We start from the raw sequence: 19620 nt of genomic DNA on the forward strand, positions 1-19620 counted from the left end.
TCGGCGGATGAGGTTCACCGGCGTTGTTCCTTAAAATAGAGAGGATTGTCGCAGGTTCAATGCGATAAAATCACGGTATAGAAGTCTGGCCACTCAGAAGCTGCCTTAACCCGCCATCCATTGGCAAAACCGGCCAGCGGAGCCGCCAGAACCGCCCCTTCGACCCATACGGCGGGGGTCGCCATCACCACCGCGCGGGGTTTCGCCACAGCGCGCCAGTCGTCCAGTTGCAAAATCCCCTCTTCGCCCAACACGCGAATTTCGGCGCCGGGCGTGCCCGGCCCATCCACAACCCAGCGGCCATCCCATACGGCGCCGGGGGAAGCAGTTTGAGACAGCAAGGCGTTTAGCTCTCTGAAAACCCAAGTTTTTTTGCCATCTGGGACCAGTTGGCAGCCAGCCAGCGTGGTCGCCTGACCGTGCAGCAAGGCCTGCACGGCCTGATCGACAGCGGTTTGCCGAGGTGGGTATTCCCGCCCCGTCAGCCATGTGACTGCGGCGACAACAAGACGGCGACGGATTTCTTCAGGCAACGTTGCGAACCCGGCACGATCGAAACACAGCTCGCCCGGATGCACTTCTACATGGCGACGGGCGGATTCCTGCGCGTAGAGCGCCAAAGCCTCACGCGCTTGTGCAAGGTTCTCAGCCACGCGCGACAGGCCATCGGCGGTGATCCCGACCTGATCCAACCCGCTCAGAGCCTTCCGAACCCTGATCCGGTCAAAGCGGGGGTCGTGATTCGAGGGGTCTTCGATCCAGCCAATCCCCTGCCCCGTCAGATAGTCGCGCAGACGCGCCCGCGTGGTCGACAGCATCGGACGCAGCAGCGTAATGCTGCCCTCGGCGCGTTCAGCCGCCATTCCCGACAGACCCGAAACCCCGGCGGATCGCGCCAGCCGCATCAGCACCGTTTCCGCCTGATCATCTGCTGTGTGGCCCAGCGCAATCGCCTCAAGGCCTTGCGCACCGGCCCATTCCGTCAGCAACCGATACCGCGCCCGCCGCGCCTGATCCTGCAGATTGCCGGAGCCGTCCCAGCCCTGCCATGTCAGTGTTTGGTGCGGAATGCCCCAGCTTTGCGCCAGCGCCGCGACCGATTGGGCCTCAGCCGCGGATTCGGGCCGCAGTCCGTGATCTACGGTTGCGGCAAACAGGTCGATTTGGGATTGCTGCGCAATTTCACAGAGCAGCTTCAACAGAGCGGTCGAATCGCTGCCCCCGGACACCGCCACACCCAAACGGCGCGGCAGCGGGTCGGGCAGGCGCGCCCGAATCTCAGACCGAAGCGTATCGGCGTCAGAGGTCAAGAACAGCCCAGCGCGGCCATTTCCTGTGTCGCCGAGCTTGCCGGGGCCGAGCTTGGAAAGCGCACGCCCACTTCGCCCAGCGTGATGCAGGCCTGATCTGTCTGCCCCAGACGCCCTAGTGCCGCGCCCAGTTCGAACAGTGCCTCGGGGGCCAAGGGGCCTTCGGAATCGCCAGTAAAGCTGGCCAGAAACGCCCGCGCCGCCTCGCGCGTGTCACCGGTGCCTTCAAGGGCCTGACCGCGCCGCAGGTTTGCCTGCGCCGCCAGCGGACTGCCGGGATAAGCCTGATCAAATTGCGAGAAAAGGTTGGCGGCAGTCTGGAAATCCCCATCCGCAAGCGCCTGCGAGGCGGCGTCGAAATCCGCCTGCTCGCCAACGGCCAATTCGCCCTGCTCTACCGCCTCGGGCTGCGTTGGCGTCGGGGCAACAGCAACCTCGGTGGATGTTTCACCACCCAACGTCGAGGTTTCACCCAGCGTGCTCAGATCGCCGCCTTCCAGTTCGACCAGTCGGAACTCAAGATCGCCGATGCGGTTGGTGCCGTCAGCGACGATGTTCTGTACCCGCTGGTTCAACTGCTCGGTCTGACGCGTAAGGCGCTGCAGCTCAGCTTCGATGGCATCGACACGCTCCAGCACGGAGCTGCCGGACAGGTTCGGGGCGGGCGAGCCGGTGGTCGAAAACTCGCGCTTGAGACGCTGGATTTCCACATGCAGCACCGTCAGCTCTTGCCGGATATCCGCCAAGGTCTGCTGATCCTGCGCCTGAGCCACACCAGCGGCGGCCACAACCGCCGCCAGAACCAAACCTGCAAATCGCATCATCTTACCCCAAGGTTGAGCCGGTCAGCACCGTCACCGCGCGGCGGTTTTTGGAATAGCATTCCTCGGTGCTGCAAATTTCGATCGGGCGTTCCTTGCCAAAGCTGACGGTGGTCAGCCTATTGCCCGCCACCCCGCGCGATATCAGGTATTCCCGCGCCGCATTGGCCCGGCGCGCCCCCAGCGCGAGGTTGTATTCCCGTGTGCCCTGCTCGTCCGCGTGACCTTCGATGGTGGCGACGAAATCCGGGTTTGCCAGCAGCCAGTCGGCCTGCCCCTGCAGCACGGTCTGCGCCTGTGGGCTGAGCGTTGATTGGTCCACCGCGAACAGTACCCGATCCCCAACCGTCTGCTGGAAATAGGCGGGCGAGCGCGGATCACTGGGCGATCCCGGGACCAAAGCGCCGTTGGCCCCTGCGCCGCCTGCGCCGCCGCCCAGCGCCGATGGATCATTGTTGGTACATGCCGCAATCAGGGCCAGCGCCCCGACAGCCGCGAATTTGCTCAGAAGGTTCATCTCAAGTGCCTCGTGTTTCGTTTTGTTTATTGACGCGGTTCTACCACATCGCATGTTTTTTGTGAACGACATCCACTGCGCGTGGAATTCAATTCTGCAACGGCCCCCAGGAGGGATCGCTGCCGCCATCGGGCGTGCGCACCGGGCGCAGGTTGCGCCCAGAAATATCCACCGAATACAGGGTCGAGCGTCCGCTGGCCCCTTGCGTTTCCCGCGTGAACATGATGACGCGACCGTTGGGCGACCATGTCGGCCCTTCGTCAAGGAAGGAGGCAGTCAGCAGACGTTCTTCGCTCCCGTCGAGGCGCATGACCCCGATATGGAACCGGCCCTTGTTCTGTTTGGTGAACGCCACCAGATCACCGCGCGGCGACCACACGGGGGTGCCATAGCGGCCCTGACCAAAGCTGATCCGCGTCGCCTCACCGCCGTTTGCAGGCATGATGTAAAGCTGCGGCGTCCCTGAGCGGTCACTTTCAAACACGATCCGGCTTCCGTCTGGCGAATAGCTTGGGGCAGTTTCGATAGCGGGTGTATTCGTCAGGCGAACGCTTTGTCGTGTAGCCAGATCCATCTTCCACAGATCGGTATTGCCGCCCTGAGACAACGAATAGACGATTGACCGCCCATCTGGCGAAAAGCGCGGAGAGAAGCTCATCGTACCCTCCTGCGTCGGCAGCTCCTGCCGCTGCACCCGCCCGACATCCAGCAGGTAAATCCGCGGCTGGCCGGTTTCATAGCTGGTATACAGCAACCGGTCACCCGTGGGCGAAAAGCGCGGGGCCAGCACAATGGCCGAGCTGTCGGTCAGGTACTGCACGTTCGCCCCGTCATAATCCATGATCGCCAGCCGCTTGGCCCGCTGATCCTTGGGCCCACTTTCCGAGACAAAGGCCACCCGGCTGTCGAAATAACCACCCTCACCGGTGATCCGGCTATAGACCTGATCGGCTACCTTGTGCGCCATACGCCGCCAGCCATCCGTGGTGCCCGCGAACTGTAGCCCATTGCCCAATTCGGCCCCCGAGAATACATCCCACACCCGGAACCGCACCGTCAGCCGTTTGCCCGAGACATTCACCGCCCCGGTAACAAGCGCCTGCGCGTTGATTGCCTTCCAATCGGCAAACTGTACCGGAGTGTCAAAGCTGCTGACCCGGCTGATAAAGGCATCCTGTGAAATCTCACGGAACAGGCCCGTTCCCGTCAGGTCCGACACCACCACGCGCGAGATATCCTGCGCGAATTGCGCCGCCGCGGCGGTGTCGGGCACGAAATCTGGCACCGCGAAAGGCATCGGTTCAATAATGCCTTCGTCGATTTCCAGTCGAAGCGGCCCGCTTTGGGCGTAGGCCGTAGCTGTCATCAGAGTGAGGCCAACAAAGAGGCTGGTCAGAAGTTTCATCATTTGATCCGCATCCTCTCGGGATTGAATGTAATCTCAACATCCTGCCATTGGCTGTATTTGTCAGCAGGCAGGTCGTATCCTCTCGCCCCACAGCGCAATATCGCACGCCGCGCAGCCTCATAAGCCTGTTTGGCTGACGCAGCCGAGCCTCCGGAACTGTCCAGCATCCGCACGCTACCGCCAACAACCTTTCCATCCGGTGTCAGCGAGAAGCCGACAACGACAACGGTCTGCAGCGCGTCAGTCGACAGCGAGCCCACATTCCAGCATCGCGAGACGGCGACGCGCATCGCGTCTTTCTCACCACTTGTCAGAGGCGGGCCCGAAGGTTCCGTCCCTGTGCCCAATGCCTCGGCCAACGCATCGTTGATCGCCTGCTCATCCTGCGCGGGTTCGGTCGGGGCAGGTTCGGATGTCTCGGCCACCTCGGGCTCGGGCTGCGGCGCCGGGCGGTTCGGGCGAACGCGCGGGCGCGGAGAGGTGCGCGGGGCCGGATCATCAACCTCTTCCGCCTCGGTCACGATCTCTGGTGCCGCCTCTTCCGGGGCAGTCTGATCCTGTTGTTCCTGTTGCACCTCAGCCCCCTCATCCAATGAGACCGGAGGGGTTTCGACATCATCCGGCTTTGCCTCGGGCGGAGGGGGCGCGATGGCCTCAGGCGCGACCTTGTCCGCCGCCTGAGGCTCGGCCTCTGGCCCCGGAGGAACGGGCAGCGCAGCAACCTCTGGCTCAGGCTGGTCGAGGGTCGGCAGCTCTTCGACCAATTCGGGCTCGGGCGCGATTTCAACCGCTTCCGGCTGAATCTCCGGCTCGGGCTCTGGTTCCGGCTGCGGCACTGCCTCGGGCTCGGGCGGAGTGTCCGGGACCGGCTCGGGCGCATTGATCTCATCCGGGGTATCGGGCTGCTGCAAATCTTCGGGATCAGTCGGCACCTCAGGCGCATTGCGCTGCGCGCTCAGCGCGGCAAACTGCTCAGACGAAATCACCGAGACGTCCTGCACAGTCATTGGCAACGGCTCGGACCGGAAGGTGCCGCCGAACATCGCCCAGCCAATCAGGCTGACATGCGCAATTGCTGAAATCTTGGTGCCGGTCTCCACCGCGCGACCTCACTCTTACCCATCATCCAGCGTCGGCCCGCCGGTATCGGTCACAAGGCCCACATTGGAAAACCCGCCCGCGTTCAGCGCGCCCATAACCTGCATCACCTGCGCATAAGGAATGGCCCCATCGGCGCGCAGGAATACACGGTCACTGCTGCGTTCTGCCGCAATGGCGCGCAGGCGGCCAATCAACTCTTCGCGCTGAACGTCCGTGGTCTGGATTTGAACCCGGCCATCGGCGGTCAGGGTCACGGTCAGCGGTTCCTCATTATCACCGGGCAAAGCACTGGCGGCGGTCTTGGGCAGGTCCACCGGCACACCGACCGTCAGCAACGGGGCAGCCACCATGAAAATGATCAACAGCACCAGCATCACGTCCACAAAAGGTGTCACGTTGATCTCGGCCATAGGCTGCGCGCGGCCGCGCCGCCGCCCACGCCTGCGCCCATTCCCGCCCGAGCTTTGCTGAACCGCCGCACCCATCGCTCAGCTATCCAACTGACGCGACAGGATGGTGGCGAATTCGTCGGCAAAGGCCTCATACCCGCCAACGATCCGGTCACTATCCGCGCTGAGCTTGTTGTAGAAAATCACCGCCGGGATCGCAGCCAGCAGGCCCAGACCCGTGGCCAGCAGCGCCTCGGCGATGCCGGGGGCCACAACGGCAAGGTTGGTGTTCTGCTGCTCGGCAATCTCGATAAACGCATTCATAATGCCCCAGACAGTACCGAACAAGCCGATAAACGGGGCTGTCGAACCCACGGTCGCCAGAATGGGCAGCCCCTTTTGCAGCCCTTCGGCCTCTTTCGCGATGGCCACATCCATCGACCGGTCAATCCGCGCAGTCGCCCCCGCAATCAGCCCGCCATCCGTCCGGTGCGAGCGTCGCCACTCGATCATGCCCGCCGCAAAAATCTTTTCGGAACTGCCATCGGGCTGCGTTCCGATCTGTTCGAACAACTCATCCAGAGGGTTTCCGGACCAGAAGCTTTCGTCAAATACCTGTGCCTCGCGTCGCGCGGCCCGGTAATTGATCAGCTTCTGGATGATAATGCCCCATGACCAGATCGACGCGGCGATCAGCATCAGCATCACCAGTTTGACGATAAAGGTCGCGCGGGCATACAGCCCCCACATGGAGAAATCGATCTCCTGCGCCAGCGCCAGAGTTTCAGCTTCCATGAACCTGCTCTTTGTTTTGACTGATGGCCATTTGGCCTTGTTTTGCCAAACGCTAACGCAGATGGACGTGAAAAGCCAACAGAACCACCCCGAGGGGCGAAATTGTTACATCAATGCGCGAATCTCTGCCGGAAGACGCACCGGCTTGCCTTCGGCATTCATGCACACAGCAGTCACCTCGGCCCGAAAAACCTCGGTCTCACCGCGTTTGACCAGCTGAGACATCGTCAGCCGCGCGCCCGACAGCGAGGTCATCTCGGTCTCGACCACCAATTCATCTTCGAATCGAGCAGCGGCCAGATAATCCGCCTCGATCCGCCGCACGACCCATACAATGCCTGCATCGCGCATCGCGTTCTGATCATTGCCCAGCTTGCGCACCCAATCAGACCGGGCGCGTTCGATGAATTTCAGATAGTTTGCGTGATAAACCACCCCGCCCATATCGGTGTCTTCATAATACACGCGAACGGGATAAAGGTGTTTCATTGCGGCAGCTCCAATCTGGCAAACAGGCGCAACGCATGCGAGCGGTCCTGCGCGGCCCCCGGCAAGACAGGATCGTAGGCGGCTCGGATCAAGGCGGCAATATCGGGCCGCAGAATCGTCGCCTCTCCGGCAATGGCCAACGGCGATTGGCTGCGAAAAGCGGTATCCGACCACAACAGAATCGTTTGCACCACCTGGCTCAGCGCCAATGTCTCTGCCGGAACCCTGGACAATTCCTTGTCCATCCGCAGGAATACAAAAGCCGCCCGGATGGCCCCGTCTTCTTCGAAGCGGAAAATACGGTACTGATTTGCGTCAGCCGCGACCAGCCGTTCGACCAGCGGGGCCAGATCAGGGATCAAACGATCCAGATCAGGGACCTCTAGCAACTCCTGCCAGTCGCGGAAGAAGAAGACCATGCAATTGGCACCCAGTTCGGGATCGGTTTCGGCCATCTTATGGCCCGCCAATGTCACAACTGCCTCAAACGCCCCTTTAACGGTGGCCAGAGTCTCATCCTCAACCCCAAACACAATTGGCACAATGGGCCGCCCCCAGCGCGCAAACAGAAACTCTCCGCTCTCGCGGGTAAACAGCGCCTCAATCTGATCCGGAGTCACGCCCGCCCCTTCATCTTTTCAAAAATACTCCCGCCGGAGGCATAAAATCTAAAGCGCGCGGTATCAACCAAACAGATCGCTCTGCCCCTTGGGGGCGGCCATCCCCAAATGCGTCCACGCCTTCTGCGCCAGCATCCGCCCGCGCGGTGTCCGTTGGATCAGGCCTTGCTGTAACAGATAGGGCTCAATCACCTCCTCCAGCGAATCCCGGCTTTCGGACAAGGCCGCCGACAGGGTTTCAATCCCCACAGGCCCACCCGCATAGTTCTCGGCGATCAGCTTCAGATAGCGTCGGTCGGCCCCGTCCAGCCCCAGATTATCGACGCCCAGCCGGGTCAGCGCGCCATCGGCCAATTCGCGGGTGATCCGTCCGTCGCCCTCGACAATGGCAAAATCCACCACCCGCCGCAGCAACCGCCCCGCGATCCGAGGCGTGCCGCGTGACCGCCGCGCAATCTCGCGCGCGCCTTCATCATCCGCCGGAGCACCCAGCTTGCGGGCGTTGCGGGTAACGATCTCGTGCAACTCATCGACCGTATAGAACTGCAACCGCGTCGGAATGCCGAACCGGTCGCGCAGCGGTGTGGTCAGCAGACCCATGCGCGTGGTGGCCCCGACCAACGTAAAGGGCTGCAACTCAATCCGCACCGTCCGCGCGGCGGGGCCTTCACCGATCACCAGATCCAGCTCAAAATCCTCCATCGCCGGATAAAGCACTTCTTCGACCGCAGGGTTCAGGCGGTGAATTTCATCGATAAACAACACATCACGCGATTCCAGATTGGTCAGGATTGCCGCCAGATCACCTGCCTTGGCCAGAACCGGCCCCGAGGTCATGCGGAAATTTACCCCCAATTCGCGTGCCATAATCTGCGCCAGCGTGGTCTTGCCCAACCCCGGAGGGCCATGGAACAGCGTATGATCCATCGCCTCACCCCGCTGCCGGGCCGATTGGATAAAGATGCGCAAGTTCGCACGCGCTTCGGCCTGACCAATGAACTCATCCAGCCCCTGCGGGCGCAGGGCGCGGTCATTGTCCTCAGGCATCGGCTCGGGGCGCAGGGTGGGATCAGCGTCTACCATCGGGTCACCCTTTCGGAGCCAGCAGTTTCAACGCGGCGCGGATCAGATCAGCCTCGCCCGCGTCGGGCAGGCTGGCCGCCGCCTCAGCCACCGCCGAGGCCGCATCCGACGGGCCATAGCCCAGATTGCCCAGCGCCGACAATGCCCCGGCCGAAGCCGCCGCCGCACCCGAGGCCGGTTTCGGCGCACGCCGCGGCGCAGGCGCAGGTTCGGCCTCAACCACCTCCAGCGCTGGCCCATCCATCGCTTCGGTCACGGTGCCGCCCATGGCCATCACGCCGGGGGCCTTGTCCTTGAGGTCCAGCACAATGCGCTGCGCCGTCTTGGGCCCGACCCCTTTGGCGGCCTTCACCGCGCCCCAATCGCCCAAAGCAATTGCGCGGCTCACGCCATCCGGTCCCAGCGCGCTGAGAATGGCCAGCGACACCTTGGCCCCAACGCCCTGCACGGAACACAGCAGGCGATGCCATTCCTTCTCGACCAGCGACAGGAATCCATAGAGCTGCATAAGATCTTCACGCACCACCATATCGGTGTAGATTGAGACCGCCTCACCCACACCCGGCAGCGCCGCCATAGTCCGGTCCGAGCAATAGACGATGTAGCCCACCCCGCGCACGTCGATCAGAACGTGATCCGCAGCGCGATAGTCCAGCCGTCCGGTGAGTTTGCCAATCATGCGCGCACCTCTTTCATCCGCGCCTGCGGAGCGGCCCCATAATAGGAATGACAAATCGCAATCGCCAGCGCATCCGCCGCGTCCGCGCCTTTGGGTGAACAGCCGGGCAGTTGCAGCTTGACCATGTGCAAGACCTGCTCTTTCTCGGCATGCCCGACGCCCACCACGGTTTTCTTGACCCGATTGGGGGCATATTCCCCCACCGGCAGACCGGCCTGCGCCAGCGTCAGCAGCGCCACACCGCGCGCCTGCCCCAGCTTCAGCGTGCCCGCGCCATCCTTGTTGACAAAGGTCTGTTCAATGGCGGCCTGATCGGGCTGATGTTCGGCGATCACCTCGACAATCTGATTGTGCAGCGACAACAGCCGCTCACCCAGATCGTCGCCATCGGATTTGCAAAGGCCGTTGGCCACATGGCTCAGGCGGCTGCCGGTTGATTCGATGACGCCCCATCCCAAGGTCCTGAGACCCGGATCAATGCCCAGAATTCGCATGTTTTGCTTCGGCCTGCTCGGGTTTATGTGATCTTTTTTCATCGATTAGCACGAAGCATGAACATTTTCCAAGAAAATCGACGTCCGGTCTGAAAACGACATTCATGTCGCGCTCACTGCATCGCGGCCTGTTTGCGACAGAGGTCTGCCTGTTTTCGACGCTTTCCTAAACGGAAATTAATCAACGATTTAAAGGGTTTTTAGCGAATTCGAGCATTGCAGAAAACGCATAGGACACATGCAATTTCTACGCTTGTATGGGGCGGTACACATCTCTAGATGCCCGTCAGATCGCAAGTTCAGAGTTTAACACAAACCAGAAGGAAACAGGATATGGCTGCACTGGACACCACCCGCATTACCACTGGCTCGTTCGGTCTCGTTGGCCGTATTGGCGCAGTGTTCGCATCGATCGTGAATATCGTTGTTGAATGGAACGACGCCCGCATGACCCGCAATGCGCTGAACGGTCTGAGCGACCGCGAACTGGATGATATCGGCATGTGCCGCGGCGACATCGACGTCTTCGCCGAAGGTCGCCGTAGTTAAGACCACGGGCCACCACTCACACACCCCACCCTCCTCCCTGTGGGGTATAAAGAAACACCGCGCGACCCGACGGTCCGCGGTGTTTTTTTGTGTAAACGTGCTGACGATTCCTAGAACAGGTATTTGTTCAGTTGGATCGCAAAGAACTCGGTTACCGGGTCAGCCTGCATGATCCACGCGCCGGCCTGTTCGACAGGCGTGCCCTGATTCAGGCTGTCAACACGGTTGTCATAGGCCGAAGGCCCCAGATGCGCCAGCAGAACCGCCTTGAAGCCGAAAAAGCCCAGCAGGCAAAGAAGCAGAACCTTGGCCGGAATAGCCGAGCGCATCCGCTGCGGTTTCATCACCACCAACCCGTCCGAGCGCATCGTGGCCCGATAGCCTCGGCTGAGTTTCTGGTGTTTTTTGTTCAGACGCGTGACGCGCTGATCGAATTCCAGTTGTTTTCCCATCATGGCAGCCTCCGAAAAACCGCCCCCCGATTGCATCCAGTGACGTTACGTAGAGAATGTGCCAAAAACGTGGCAAAAAACCACAAAACTCCCGTAAATGGCCTCGATTTAGCCCTGTTTGCTTAAGATTAGCGTCGTCCACTCACCAATCTCGCCCCTACGGACCAGATTGAACCCGTTTTGTATATAAACCAAGATTACGTCATCGGCCTGCTCATTGAGGATTCCCGACAGGATCGCCTGCCCCCCGGCACGCAGATTCGCCCCGATTTCGGGCGCCAGAGCCACCAGCGGCCCTTTGAGGATGTTGGCAAAGATCAGATCGTATGGCGCATGCGCATTCAGGTCAGGGTGATCGAAACCGGCGGCCTCGATGCAATGGACCTGCCCGGCCATGCCATTTGCTTTCAGGTTGGCCTCGGCGACATCGACGGCGACCTGATCGATATCGCTGGCGATGATATCTCCGTCCCAGACCCGAGCAGCCGCCATCGCCAAAACCGCGGTGCCACAGCCGATATCGGCAACCTTGGAGGCCGAGAAGCCCTGATCCAAAAGATAATCCAGCGCCTTTAGACACCCCAGCGTCGTGCCGTGATGGCCGGTGCCAAAGGCCATAGCGGCCTCGATCAGCAGCGGGATGCGGCCTTGAGGCAGTTTGTCGGCATCGTGGCTGCCGTAGACAAAGAACCGTCCGGCCTCGACCGGTGCGAGTTCACGCCGCACATGGGCAACCCAATCGGTTTCGGGCAGTTCCGAGACCACAAAAGGCTTGGCTTCGAACGCAGCGGCCAGCAGCGCCAGCGCGCCCGCGTCAGGAGCCTCGGTGAAATAGCCGCCTACTTCCCACAGGCCCGAGCCGTCCTCGACCTCGAATACGCCGACACCGGTCGGTTCAGGCTCCAGCCGTTCCATGGCTTCGCCCAGACCTTCGGCGGCTTTCTTACCGGTCAGAGTGGTCAGCGCTGTGAATGTGGGCATCGCGGCCTCCTGTAACTGCTGACCCTGCGCCTAGGGCCACCGACCGATAAGGTCAAGCGCAGGACGTTATTCCGCAGGGGCCGGGGCGTATTTCGACAGCGTGGTTTCATTCCCCGGTTCTGGATGGCGCGGGATCAGCAGCGACAGGGCGAGCGAAATCAGCGCCATGGCCGCTGCCAGTCCAAAGACCGCACCCGGCGACACCACCCACAACAGGCCCAGCAGCGCAGGCAGGAACACGGCGGCGATATGGTTGATGGTGAAAGCCACAGCAGCCGTCGGCGCAATATCCGCGGGGTCGGCGATCTTCTGGAAATAGGTCTTCAACGCCAGCGCCAGCGCGAACAGCACATGGTCGATTACATACAGGATCGCGGCCAGCAGCACGCCCCATCCGAACCAGTAGATGCCACCATAGGCCGCAAAAACGATGGCGAGACCTGCGTATTCGAAGATCAGGGTGCGGCGTTCGCCAAACCGTGCCACCGCTTTGCCCAAAAGCGGGGCCGCCATCATGTTGATCATCAGGTTGATCAGATAGAGGCTGGTCAGCTCGTGTACTTCAAAGCCGAATTTCTCGACCATCATGAACCCCGCGAAGACGACAAATATCTGTCGCCGCGCCCCGGCCATGAACTGCAACGCATAATACAGCCAATAGCGTTTGCGCAGGATCAGCTTCTTGGTCTGCGGCGTCGGCGCATCGAATTGCGGATAGGCAAACAGACAGAACAGCGCCAGCAGAGCTGTCACACCGCCTGCGGCCATGAAAACAAAGTTATAGGACAGATCGAACCGGTCCCATGTCAGTACGATCAGCCCATAAACCACCGCCGTAGCTGCCGAGCCCATGGCGACCAGCCAGCCCAGCACCTGCGGCGCCCGATCCTTGGGCAGCCATTGCAATTGCAGCGATTGGTTGACCGTTTCGAAGTAGTGGAAGCCGATCGAACTGAACAAGGTGACGAACAGCAACCCACCGAGGCTTGGAAACCACGCCGTGATCGCAGTTGCCACCCCCAGCATCATCAGCGAGATCATCGCCAGAACCTGCTCGCGGATGAAGATGATTACCGCGATGACGCCAACGGCCAGAAACCCGGGTATCTCGCGCACCGTGTGCAGCAGGCCGATATCTGCCCCGTCGAAGTTCGCCACCTCGATGACGAAATTGTTCAGCAGCGCACTCCAACCGTTGAACGCAATTGGCATCATCAAGGCCATCATGAACAGAAGCGTCATGGGGCGGCGCCAGAACGGAAGGCTCTGCGCCTCGGAAAGCGGCATGGGGTTCAGCATAGGTTTCCTCTACGCCCATTTCGCCGGTTTGGCGAGGGGGGATGGTGGCGCGCACATCCGGTCTGCGCCTGCGCAGAGGTCAGTAGAAACTCTGCGGGTCTATATCGACGGTCAGGCGGATATCGCCCTTCAGCCGCAGCGGGGCAATCCAGCGCGCGATGGCGTCCTGTATCGGCGCGCCCTTGGGGGCTTTGACCAGCAGGCGCACGCGATGGCGCCCCCGGATGCGTGCGATGGGCGCAGGCGCGGGACCAAAGACCTGAGCGCCGATCTGGCGCAAAGGATCGTCGTTGCGCGCCATCGCATTGCCGATATCAAAGACCGAACCAACCTCGGGACCAGACAAGACGATCCCCGCCATCCGCCCGTAAGGCGGCACGCCAGCGGCTTGGCGTCCGGCGGCTTCGGCCTTCCAGAACCCCTCCTCATCGCCTGACAGAATGGCGCGGATCACGGGATGCTCAGGTTGGAAAGTTTGCAGCAGTGCTTGACCCGGCTTGTCTGCACGCCCGGCCCGGCCCGCAACCTGCCGCATCAATTGGAAGGTCCGCTCTGCCGCCCGCAGGTCAGCCCCATGCAGACTGAGGTCCGCGTCGATCACGCCCACAAGGGTCAGCTTGGGAAAGTTATGCCCCTTGGCCACCAGTTGCGTACCGATAACGATGTCTGCATCGCCCTCGGCAATCTCTTCAATCTTCGCTTTCAGCGCGCGTGCCGAGCCAAACAGGTCAGAACTCAGCATCGCGATCTTGGCCTCTGGGAAAGTCGCCTCGGCCTCTTCCGCCAGCCGTTCGATCCCCGGCCCGACCGGGGCCAGCTTGCCTTCGACGCCACAGGACGGGCAGGTGTCGGGCATCGGCTTGGTTTCACCGCATTGGTGACACATCAGGCGCTTGAGGAACCGGTGCTCGACCATCCGCGCGTCGCAATGGTCGCAAGCGATCTGTTCCCCACAAGCCCGGCACAGCGTCACCGGAGCATACCCACGGCGGTTGATAAACAGCAGCGACTGTTCCCCGCGTTCAATCCGCTGTCGGACCGCCTGTCGCAGCGACGGAGAAATCCACGTCCCCGGCTGCATTTGCTCGGCCCGCATATCGATGGGCTTCATCTCGGGCAGGACCGCCGCCCCGAACCGAGCCGTCAGATCGAGCCGTTCATACTTCCCGGCCTCGGCATTCGCCCAGCTTTCCAGCGAGGGGGTCGCGCTGGCCAAAATCACCCGCGCCCCGCAGATCGAGGACCGCAGCACCGCCATATCCCGCGCGCTGTAATGCACCCCGTCTTCTTGTTTGTACGAGGTGTCGTGTTCCTCATCCACAACCACCAGCCCCAGATCGCGGAACGGTAGGAATAACGCCGACCGAGCCCCCACAACCAGCTGCGCATCCCCCTGCCCGACCATCCGCCAGACCCGGCGGCGCTCGGTCATGGTTGCACCCGAGTGCCATTCCGCCGGGCGTGCACCGAACCGCGCCTCGACCCGTGTCAGAAATTCTGCGGTCAGCGCAATCTCGGGTAGCAGAACCAGCGCCTGCCGCCCCATGCGCAGGGCTTCGGCCACCGCCTCCAGATAAACCTCGGTCTTGCCCGAACCCGTCACGCCTTTCAGCAGCGTCGTTCCATAATCCCCGGTCCGCTGCCCCGCCTGTAGCCGCGTAACGGCAGCCGCCTGATCCTCGGTCAGCGCTTTCCCCGGCAGATCGGGATCAAGATGCGGATAGGGCAGATCACGCGGGCTGTCTTCCTCGCGAACGGCGCCCTGTTTCACCAAACCCTTGACCACAGACGATGTCACGCCCGCCTGCTCGGCCAGTTCTTTCAACGTAAAGGCCAAGCCGCCATAGTTACGCAAAACCTCCAGCACGCGTGTCCGGGCATCCGTCATCCGGTCCGGTTCAGCGCCGCCCAAACGGTAGATTTTCCGCATCGACGGCGGATCGCCCAACCCCGGCGCGCGGGTCGCCAACCGCAGCATCGCAGGCATCGGCGTCAGGGTATAATCCGCCACTTTGCCCAGAAACAGCCGCATCTCTTCCCGCATCGGTGCGACCTCAAGCACCCGGATCACCGACCGCGCCTTGCTCAGATCAAAACCACCCTGCCCCGGACCCCAGACCACACCCAGCACCTTGCGCGGGCCCAAGGGCACCTCGACATACGCGCCCAGAAAGCACCCGCCTTCGGGCGCTTTGTAATCCAGCGTCCGGTCCAGAGGCTGCGCGGTCAACACCGCCACCAGCTCTCCTTCGTCGAAAAATCCGTTAGCGCTCACGGTATATCCTTCGCAGGGGGTTCCAGCATGGGTCTTATTGGGGTAAAGCCATCCGCGACCAAGGCCAACCCATCAAAGGACTGCCCTCATGAAATTCTTCGTAGACACAGCCGAGATCGACGCCATCGCCGAACTGAACGATCTGGGCATGGTGGACGGCGTCACCACCAACCCTTCGCTGATCCTGAAATCGGGTCGCGACATTCTGGAAGTCACCAAAGAAATCTGCGATCTGGTCGACGGCCCCGTATCTGCCGAAGTGGTCGCGACCGAAGCCGACGACATGATTGCCGAAGGCCGCAAACTGGCGAAAATCGCGCCGAATATCGCGGTCAAAGTGCCGCTAACATGGGCCGGCCTGAAAACCTGCAAAACGCTCAGCGACGAAGGCCAGATGGTCAACGTGACCCTGTGCTTCTCGACCAATCAGGCGATTCTGGCCGCCAAGGCGGGCGCGACCTTCATCTCGCCCTTCATCGGACGTCTGGATGACATCAACCTCGACGGCATGGACCTGATCGCCGATATCCGTCAGGTCTATGACAATTACGGGTTCGAAACGGAAATCCTTGCCGCGTCGATCCGTTCGGTGAACCACGTGACCGACAGCGCCCGCATCGGCGCGGACGTGATCACCGCACCCCCTGCCGTGATCAAGAAACTGGCAGACCACCCGCTGACCGATAAAGGCCTGGAAACCTTTCTGGCCGACTGGGCCAAGACCGGTCAGAAAATCCTCTGATCCAATACGCTGCCGCGCGGTGCCGTCAGGTACCGCGCCCGGCCCAACGGGCAAAGCTGATCTTTGATCAGCGCCTGACCGGCGGGAGCCCCTGCCACATCACAGGCGAAATTCGCCTTTCACGTGCATTTTTCCCAAGGCAAATCCGGCAAGGCGTGGTATAAGCCCGCAAAACAAAAAACGACCGGACGGGACATGAGCAGCGACCCCAAGCTAAAAGACAACCTTCGTGCGGCGATTCTGGCCGAGCCAGACGCCGTGCTGGACGACAAGGACCTGATGCAGGCCCTTGTGGCCGCCAACGAACAGGCCCGCGGCGACAACGTGATCGACCTGCGCGGCATCGCCATGCAGCGGCTGGAACAACGGCTGGACCGGCTGGAAGACACCCACCGCTCGGTCATCGCCGCCGCCTACGAAAACCTCGCAGGCACCAATCAGGTCCACCGCGCCATTCTGCGCCTGCTGGAACCCACGGTATTCGAGGACTTCCTGCGCGCCCTCGGCAATGACGTTGCCGAAATCCTCCGCGTCGATCACATCACGCTGGTGCTGGAAACGACCGTGGTTCAGGATGACCCCGCCGTCAGCCAGTTGGGTGGCGTACTCACCGTGGTCGAGCCCGGCTTTATCGACAACTACCTCAACACCGACCGCAGCGGCTCAACGCGCGAGGTCACGCTACGCGAAATCACCCGCCCCAACCCTCAGGTCTATGGCGCCCAAGCCGATGACCTGCGGTCCGAGGCCTGCCTCAAGCTGGACCTCGGCGCAGGCCGCCTGCCGGGTATGATCGTCATGGGCGCGCGCGATCCGCGGCACTTTACGCCGCAGTTAGGCACCGATCTTCTTGCCTTCTTTGCGGGTGTCTTCGAACGCTCCATGCGCCACTGGCTGTCGTGAGCCTGATTTCTCCAGCCTGTCGCGACGCATTGCAGCACTGGCTGGACAGTTTGCGCGCACTGGCGGGCCGGTCCGAGAACACCCTGAACGCTTATCGCAGCGACGTGACCGAGTTCCTGTCGTTCATGACCCTGCACCATAGCGAACGGCAGGGGCTGGCCGCACTGGAACGCATAACCATCTCGGACATGCGGGCCTGGATGGCCGATCAGCGCAATTCCGACGTCGGCGCACGGTCGTTGGCGCGCAAGCTTTCGGCGGTTAAAACCTTCTACCGCTGGCTCGCCGAACGCGAAGGGTTCGAGCCCACCGCCGTCCTGTCCACCCGCGCGCCCAAATTCACCAAGAAACTCCCCCGTCCGCTGGCCGAAGACGCCGCGCGCGCCATGATCGAAACGGTCGAAATGCAATCGTCCTCGGACTGGGTCGCGGCGCGGGATGTGGCGGTGGTGACGCTGCTCTACGGCTGCGGTTTGCGTATCTCCGAGGCGCTCTCGCTCACCGGCAAAGACGCGCCCTTGCCGGACACCCTGCGCATTCTGGGCAAAGGCGGAAAAGAGCGGATCGTCCCCGTTATTCCAGCCGCCCGCGCAGCCGTGGACCGGTATCTGCAGCTCTGCCCCCACCCGCAATCGCCCGAGCGCCCGATGTTCCGTGGTGTACGCGGTGGCGCCCTTAATCCGGGTATGATCCAAAGCGTTATGGCCAAAGCCCGCATGCAACTCGGCCTGCCCGCCACAGCCACTCCCCACGCCCTGCGCCACAGCTTTGCCACGCATCTGCTGTCCGCCGGGGGCGATCTGCGCGCGATTCAGGAGCTGCTGGGGCACGCGTCGCTCTCGACCACCCAGACCTACACCGCCGTGGACACCGCCCGTCTGATGGAGGTCTACAACCGCGCCCACCCCAAGGCCTGAGGCAAAATCCCCACGCCGCGCTTTTTGCTTTGCATCTGCGCCGGGCATCAGTCATGACACGCCCATGACACTCAGATTCAAAGCACTTTCCGTTCATCTCTTCACCGCCACTGGCGCCGTTTTTGCGATGCTGGCCATGCTGGCCGCCGTCGAAGAGAAATGGAGCCTGATGTATCTCTGGCTGGTGGTCTCCTTCATCGTCGACGGGATCGACGGGCCGCTGGCCCGTCACTACCACGTCAAGAAAAACGCGCCCGAGTTTGACGGTGTGCTTCTGGACCTGATCATCGACTACCTGACCTATGTTTTCATCCCGGCATTTGCGCTGTTCAAATCAGGCCTGATGGATGGCTGGACCGGATGGTTCGCGATCATCGTCATCACCTTCGCAAGCGCGATGTATTTTGCCGATACGCGCATGAAGACCAAGGACAACTCTTTTTCGGGCTTTCCCGGCTGCTGGAACATGTTCGTGATCGTGATCTTCGCGCTCGAGCCGAATTTCTGGGTCATCCTGATGCTGGTGACACTGCTGTCACTGGCGATGTTCCTGCCGCTGAAATTCGTACACCCCGTCCGGACCGAGCGCTGGCGCCCCCTCACCCTGCCCATGGCCTTCGCCTGGACCTTCTTTGCAGGCTGGGCCGCATGGGTCGACTTCCACCCCGAAAGCTGGGCCCATTGGGGCCTTGTGGTCACCAGCCTTTACTTGGTCTTCGCAGGCATCGCGCAGCAGGTCATCCCGCCGCGCAAAGCCTGATCTTTACAGAACCTCCTGAACCTCAAACTCGGTGCCATTGTGGGTGAACACATCGCCTTCCTGCAGCCCGGTCATCGCCAGATAGATCGGGCTTTGGGTCGAAATACCCATATAGGTTTTCCCGTCCACCTCGAAGCGGGTCGTTGATACGCAAACCACAAAGCGGCGGTTGTTGAATTTAACCACCGCTCCGGGCTGCACCGTGTCGGTCAGGCCGAAATCGGTGTTCTCAATCACATCGATCTTGGCGTGATGCGCATGCACTGGAGCATCAAAGGCTGCCGCCAGGTCCGCATTTTCCCGCGACGCGGCAATATCGTCCTTGTCATGCCCTTCGCGGTCATCCAACTGGGAGTCCTTCAAAAACGCATCATAATGCGCCTGCGCGGTCGCAAGCTCCTCAGCCTCAAGCGACATCAGGCGATCAACAATGGCTTTCTTGCGTGCGGCGGGGTCTGTCTGACCGGTCATGTAGTCTGGTCCTTCAAATTCTGGTTTTCATATAAGTTGAGGTCGCCCCCCACCGAATGCAACATCTATTTGCAAATCAGATCAACAGGCTTGCCGCCCCTTCGTGGCGCAACAGAGCGACCTTGGTCTCAATCCCCCCATCCCCGGAAAACCCGCCCAGCCCGGTGGCAGACAACACCCGGTGACACGGAACAATAACAGGAATTGGATTCGCCCCACAGGCCTGCCCGACTGGCTGCGCTGGCTGCCCCAACTGTTTGGCTATATCGCCATAGGTCAGTGTCTCACCAAACGGGATGGCGAACATGATATCGCAAACCTGCCGCTGAAACCCTGACCCCGCAATGCGATATGGCAGGTCGAACCGCTGCAGCCGCCCCGCGTCATAGGCCACCAACTGCGCCGCCGCCTCGCGCAACAAAGCCGTCGAGCCTCCCTCATCCCGGCCATTCCAGACCAGACGGGTAATGGCACCGTCATTTTCCTCGACGCCAAGGCGTCCGAAATGCGTATCCACCGCGATCATAGGCATGAACGCACGGTGTCAGATGCATCACAGCCCCTG

The 19620-nt window shown here is 61.5% G+C and carries 23 protein-coding genes; 5 read left to right on the plus strand and 18 right to left on the minus strand.

What is annotated here, in order from left to right:
• Positions 1–56: 56 nt before the first annotated feature.
• The 12 genes from tilS to ruvC form a co-directional block, all read right to left on the minus strand.
• A complete protein-coding gene (gene tilS / locus ACR0KM_RS02065; protein WP_480856868.1) occupies positions 57–1310 on the minus strand; it encodes a tRNA lysidine(34) synthetase TilS in 1254 nt (417 codons plus the stop codon).
• The gene (ybgF, locus tag ACR0KM_RS02070) at positions 1307–2131 is read right to left on the minus strand and encodes a tol-pal system protein YbgF (RefSeq protein ID WP_480857615.1); all 825 of its coding nucleotides are present in this window, start codon (positions 2129–2131) and stop codon (positions 1307–1309) included. Before ybgF ends, tilS begins: the two co-directional genes overlap by 4 nt.
• A gap of 4 nt (positions 2132–2135) precedes the next feature.
• Complete coding sequence (gene pal / locus ACR0KM_RS02075; protein WP_480819356.1) at positions 2136–2648, minus strand: peptidoglycan-associated lipoprotein Pal; 513 nt, start codon at positions 2646–2648, stop codon at positions 2136–2138.
• An 88-nt stretch (positions 2649–2736) separates the two neighbouring features.
• Entirely contained in the window at positions 2737–4056 is a 1320-nt protein-coding gene (tolB, locus tag ACR0KM_RS02080; protein WP_480856866.1) for a Tol-Pal system beta propeller repeat protein TolB, read from the minus strand.
• Positions 4053–5156: an energy transducer TonB gene (locus ACR0KM_RS02085; RefSeq protein WP_480856864.1), complete on the minus strand. Its 1104-nt coding sequence runs from the start codon at positions 5154–5156 to the stop codon at positions 4053–4055. Before ACR0KM_RS02085 ends, tolB begins: the two co-directional genes overlap by 4 nt.
• 15 nt (positions 5157–5171) lie before the next feature.
• Positions 5172–5642, minus strand: a complete 471-nt coding sequence (gene tolR, locus ACR0KM_RS02090; RefSeq protein ID WP_480528407.1) for a protein TolR — start codon at positions 5640–5642, stop codon at positions 5172–5174.
• Between the two features lie 3 nt (positions 5643–5645).
• Complete coding sequence (gene tolQ / locus ACR0KM_RS02095) at positions 5646–6341, minus strand: protein TolQ (protein WP_480819353.1); 696 nt, start codon at positions 6339–6341, stop codon at positions 5646–5648.
• A 105-nt stretch (positions 6342–6446) separates the two neighbouring features.
• Entirely contained in the window at positions 6447–6830 is a 384-nt protein-coding gene (gene ybgC, locus ACR0KM_RS02100) for a tol-pal system-associated acyl-CoA thioesterase (RefSeq protein ID WP_480856862.1), read from the minus strand.
• Positions 6827–7450 (minus strand): hypothetical protein, encoded by a 624-nt coding sequence (locus ACR0KM_RS02105; protein ID WP_480856861.1) that lies wholly within the window; start codon positions 7448–7450, stop codon positions 6827–6829. The genes ybgC and ACR0KM_RS02105 overlap by 4 nt, the downstream gene beginning before the upstream one ends.
• A 63-nt stretch (positions 7451–7513) precedes the next feature.
• Positions 7514–8533 (minus strand): Holliday junction branch migration DNA helicase RuvB, encoded by a 1020-nt coding sequence (gene ruvB / locus ACR0KM_RS02110; protein WP_480702675.1) that lies wholly within the window; start codon positions 8531–8533, stop codon positions 7514–7516.
• Positions 8534–8537: 4 nt separating this feature from the next.
• Positions 8538–9212: a Holliday junction branch migration protein RuvA gene (ruvA, locus tag ACR0KM_RS02115; RefSeq protein WP_480528402.1), complete on the minus strand. Its 675-nt coding sequence runs from the start codon at positions 9210–9212 to the stop codon at positions 8538–8540.
• The gene (gene ruvC / locus ACR0KM_RS02120; protein ID WP_480528401.1) at positions 9209–9706 is read right to left on the minus strand and encodes a crossover junction endodeoxyribonuclease RuvC; all 498 of its coding nucleotides are present in this window, start codon (positions 9704–9706) and stop codon (positions 9209–9211) included. Before ruvC ends, ruvA begins: the two co-directional genes overlap by 4 nt.
• Before the next feature lie 333 nt (positions 9707–10039).
• Here ruvC and ACR0KM_RS02125 point away from each other — a divergent pair, with 333 nt between their 5' ends.
• Entirely contained in the window at positions 10040–10255 is a 216-nt protein-coding gene (locus ACR0KM_RS02125; RefSeq protein ID WP_480856857.1) for a DUF1127 domain-containing protein, read from the plus strand.
• Between the two features lie 110 nt (positions 10256–10365).
• On the opposite strand, the gene ACR0KM_RS02130 is transcribed toward ACR0KM_RS02125, so the two are convergent.
• The 4 genes from ACR0KM_RS02130 to ACR0KM_RS02145 all read right to left on the minus strand — a co-directional run bounded on the left by ACR0KM_RS02130 (position 10366) and on the right by ACR0KM_RS02145 (position 15262).
• Positions 10366–10710 (minus strand): hypothetical protein, encoded by a 345-nt coding sequence (locus ACR0KM_RS02130; RefSeq protein WP_480856856.1) that lies wholly within the window; start codon positions 10708–10710, stop codon positions 10366–10368.
• Between the two features lie 105 nt (positions 10711–10815).
• Positions 10816–11688, minus strand: a complete 873-nt coding sequence (locus ACR0KM_RS02135) for a 50S ribosomal protein L11 methyltransferase (protein WP_480856854.1) — start codon at positions 11686–11688, stop codon at positions 10816–10818.
• Between the two features lie 66 nt (positions 11689–11754).
• Positions 11755–12987, minus strand: coding sequence for an MFS transporter (locus ACR0KM_RS02140; RefSeq protein ID WP_480819346.1), 1233 nt, complete (start codon positions 12985–12987; stop codon positions 11755–11757).
• Between the two features lie 79 nt (positions 12988–13066).
• Complete coding sequence (locus ACR0KM_RS02145; RefSeq protein ID WP_480856852.1) at positions 13067–15262, minus strand: primosomal protein N'; 2196 nt, start codon at positions 15260–15262, stop codon at positions 13067–13069.
• An 88-nt stretch (positions 15263–15350) separates the two neighbouring features.
• Between ACR0KM_RS02145 and fsa the strand changes: the two genes are divergently transcribed.
• The 4 genes from fsa to ACR0KM_RS02165 all read left to right on the plus strand — a co-directional run bounded on the left by fsa (position 15351) and on the right by ACR0KM_RS02165 (position 18584).
• Positions 15351–16004 carry a fructose-6-phosphate aldolase gene (gene fsa, locus ACR0KM_RS02150; protein WP_170404077.1) on the plus strand — a complete coding sequence of 218 codons (654 nt, stop codon included), beginning with the start codon at positions 15351–15353 and terminating at the stop codon, positions 16002–16004.
• Between the two features lie 195 nt (positions 16005–16199).
• Entirely contained in the window at positions 16200–16907 is a 708-nt protein-coding gene (locus ACR0KM_RS02155; RefSeq protein WP_480856851.1) for a DUF484 family protein, read from the plus strand.
• Positions 16904–17824, plus strand: a complete 921-nt coding sequence (locus tag ACR0KM_RS02160) for a tyrosine recombinase XerC (protein ID WP_480856849.1) — start codon at positions 16904–16906, stop codon at positions 17822–17824. The genes ACR0KM_RS02155 and ACR0KM_RS02160 overlap by 4 nt, the downstream gene beginning before the upstream one ends.
• Positions 17825–17888: 64 nt before the next feature.
• Positions 17889–18584: a CDP-alcohol phosphatidyltransferase family protein gene (locus ACR0KM_RS02165; protein ID WP_480819342.1), complete on the plus strand. Its 696-nt coding sequence runs from the start codon at positions 17889–17891 to the stop codon at positions 18582–18584.
• 3 nt (positions 18585–18587) lie between these two features.
• Here ACR0KM_RS02165 and ACR0KM_RS02170 read toward each other — a convergent pair whose 3' ends face one another.
• Positions 18588–19055, minus strand: coding sequence for a hypothetical protein (locus ACR0KM_RS02170; RefSeq protein ID WP_480819341.1), 468 nt, complete (start codon positions 19053–19055; stop codon positions 18588–18590).
• 76 nt (positions 19056–19131) lie between these two features.
• Positions 19132–19587: a methylated-DNA--[protein]-cysteine S-methyltransferase gene (locus ACR0KM_RS02175; RefSeq protein WP_480856847.1), complete on the minus strand. Its 456-nt coding sequence runs from the start codon at positions 19585–19587 to the stop codon at positions 19132–19134.
• Positions 19588–19620: the final 33 nt, after the last annotated feature.

The organism is Ruegeria sp. G10, from assembly GCF_056533645.1.

Bases quoted from the DNA above. Each gene is read 5' to 3' on its own strand.
- ybgF (WP_480857615.1), bottom strand. From the start codon at position 2,131: ATGCGATTTGCAGGTTTGGTTCTGGCGGCGGTTGTGGCCGCCGCTGGT.
- pal (WP_480819356.1), bottom strand. From the start codon at position 2,648: ATGAACCTTCTGAGCAAATTCGCGGCTGTCGGGGCGCTGGCCCTGATT.
- tolB (WP_480856866.1), bottom strand. From the start codon at position 4,056: ATGATGAAACTTCTGACCAGCCTCTTTGTTGGCCTCACTCTGATGACA.
- tolR (WP_480528407.1), bottom strand. From the start codon at position 5,642: ATGGGTGCGGCGGTTCAGCAAAGCTCGGGCGGGAATGGGCGCAGGCGT.
- tolQ (WP_480819353.1), bottom strand. From the start codon at position 6,341: ATGGAAGCTGAAACTCTGGCGCTGGCGCAGGAGATCGATTTCTCCATG.
- ybgC (WP_480856862.1), bottom strand. From the start codon at position 6,830: ATGAAACACCTTTATCCCGTTCGCGTGTATTATGAAGACACCGATATG.
- ruvB (WP_480702675.1), bottom strand. From the start codon at position 8,533: ATGGTAGACGCTGATCCCACCCTGCGCCCCGAGCCGATGCCTGAGGAC.
- ruvA (WP_480528402.1), bottom strand. From the start codon at position 9,212: ATGATTGGCAAACTCACCGGACGGCTGGACTATCGCGCTGCGGATCAC.
- ruvC (WP_480528401.1), bottom strand. From the start codon at position 9,706: ATGCGAATTCTGGGCATTGATCCGGGTCTCAGGACCTTGGGATGGGGC.
- ACR0KM_RS02125 (WP_480856857.1), top strand. From the start codon at position 10,040: ATGGCTGCACTGGACACCACCCGCATTACCACTGGCTCGTTCGGTCTC.
- ACR0KM_RS02130 (WP_480856856.1), bottom strand. From the start codon at position 10,710: ATGATGGGAAAACAACTGGAATTCGATCAGCGCGTCACGCGTCTGAAC.
- ACR0KM_RS02135 (WP_480856854.1), bottom strand. From the start codon at position 11,688: ATGCCCACATTCACAGCGCTGACCACTCTGACCGGTAAGAAAGCCGCC.
- ACR0KM_RS02140 (WP_480819346.1), bottom strand. From the start codon at position 12,987: ATGCTGAACCCCATGCCGCTTTCCGAGGCGCAGAGCCTTCCGTTCTGG.
- fsa (WP_170404077.1), top strand. From the start codon at position 15,351: ATGAAATTCTTCGTAGACACAGCCGAGATCGACGCCATCGCCGAACTG.
- ACR0KM_RS02155 (WP_480856851.1), top strand. From the start codon at position 16,200: ATGAGCAGCGACCCCAAGCTAAAAGACAACCTTCGTGCGGCGATTCTG.
- ACR0KM_RS02165 (WP_480819342.1), top strand. From the start codon at position 17,889: ATGACACTCAGATTCAAAGCACTTTCCGTTCATCTCTTCACCGCCACT.
- ACR0KM_RS02170 (WP_480819341.1), bottom strand. From the start codon at position 19,055: ATGACCGGTCAGACAGACCCCGCCGCACGCAAGAAAGCCATTGTTGAT.
- ACR0KM_RS02175 (WP_480856847.1), bottom strand. From the start codon at position 19,587: ATGCCTATGATCGCGGTGGATACGCATTTCGGACGCCTTGGCGTCGAG.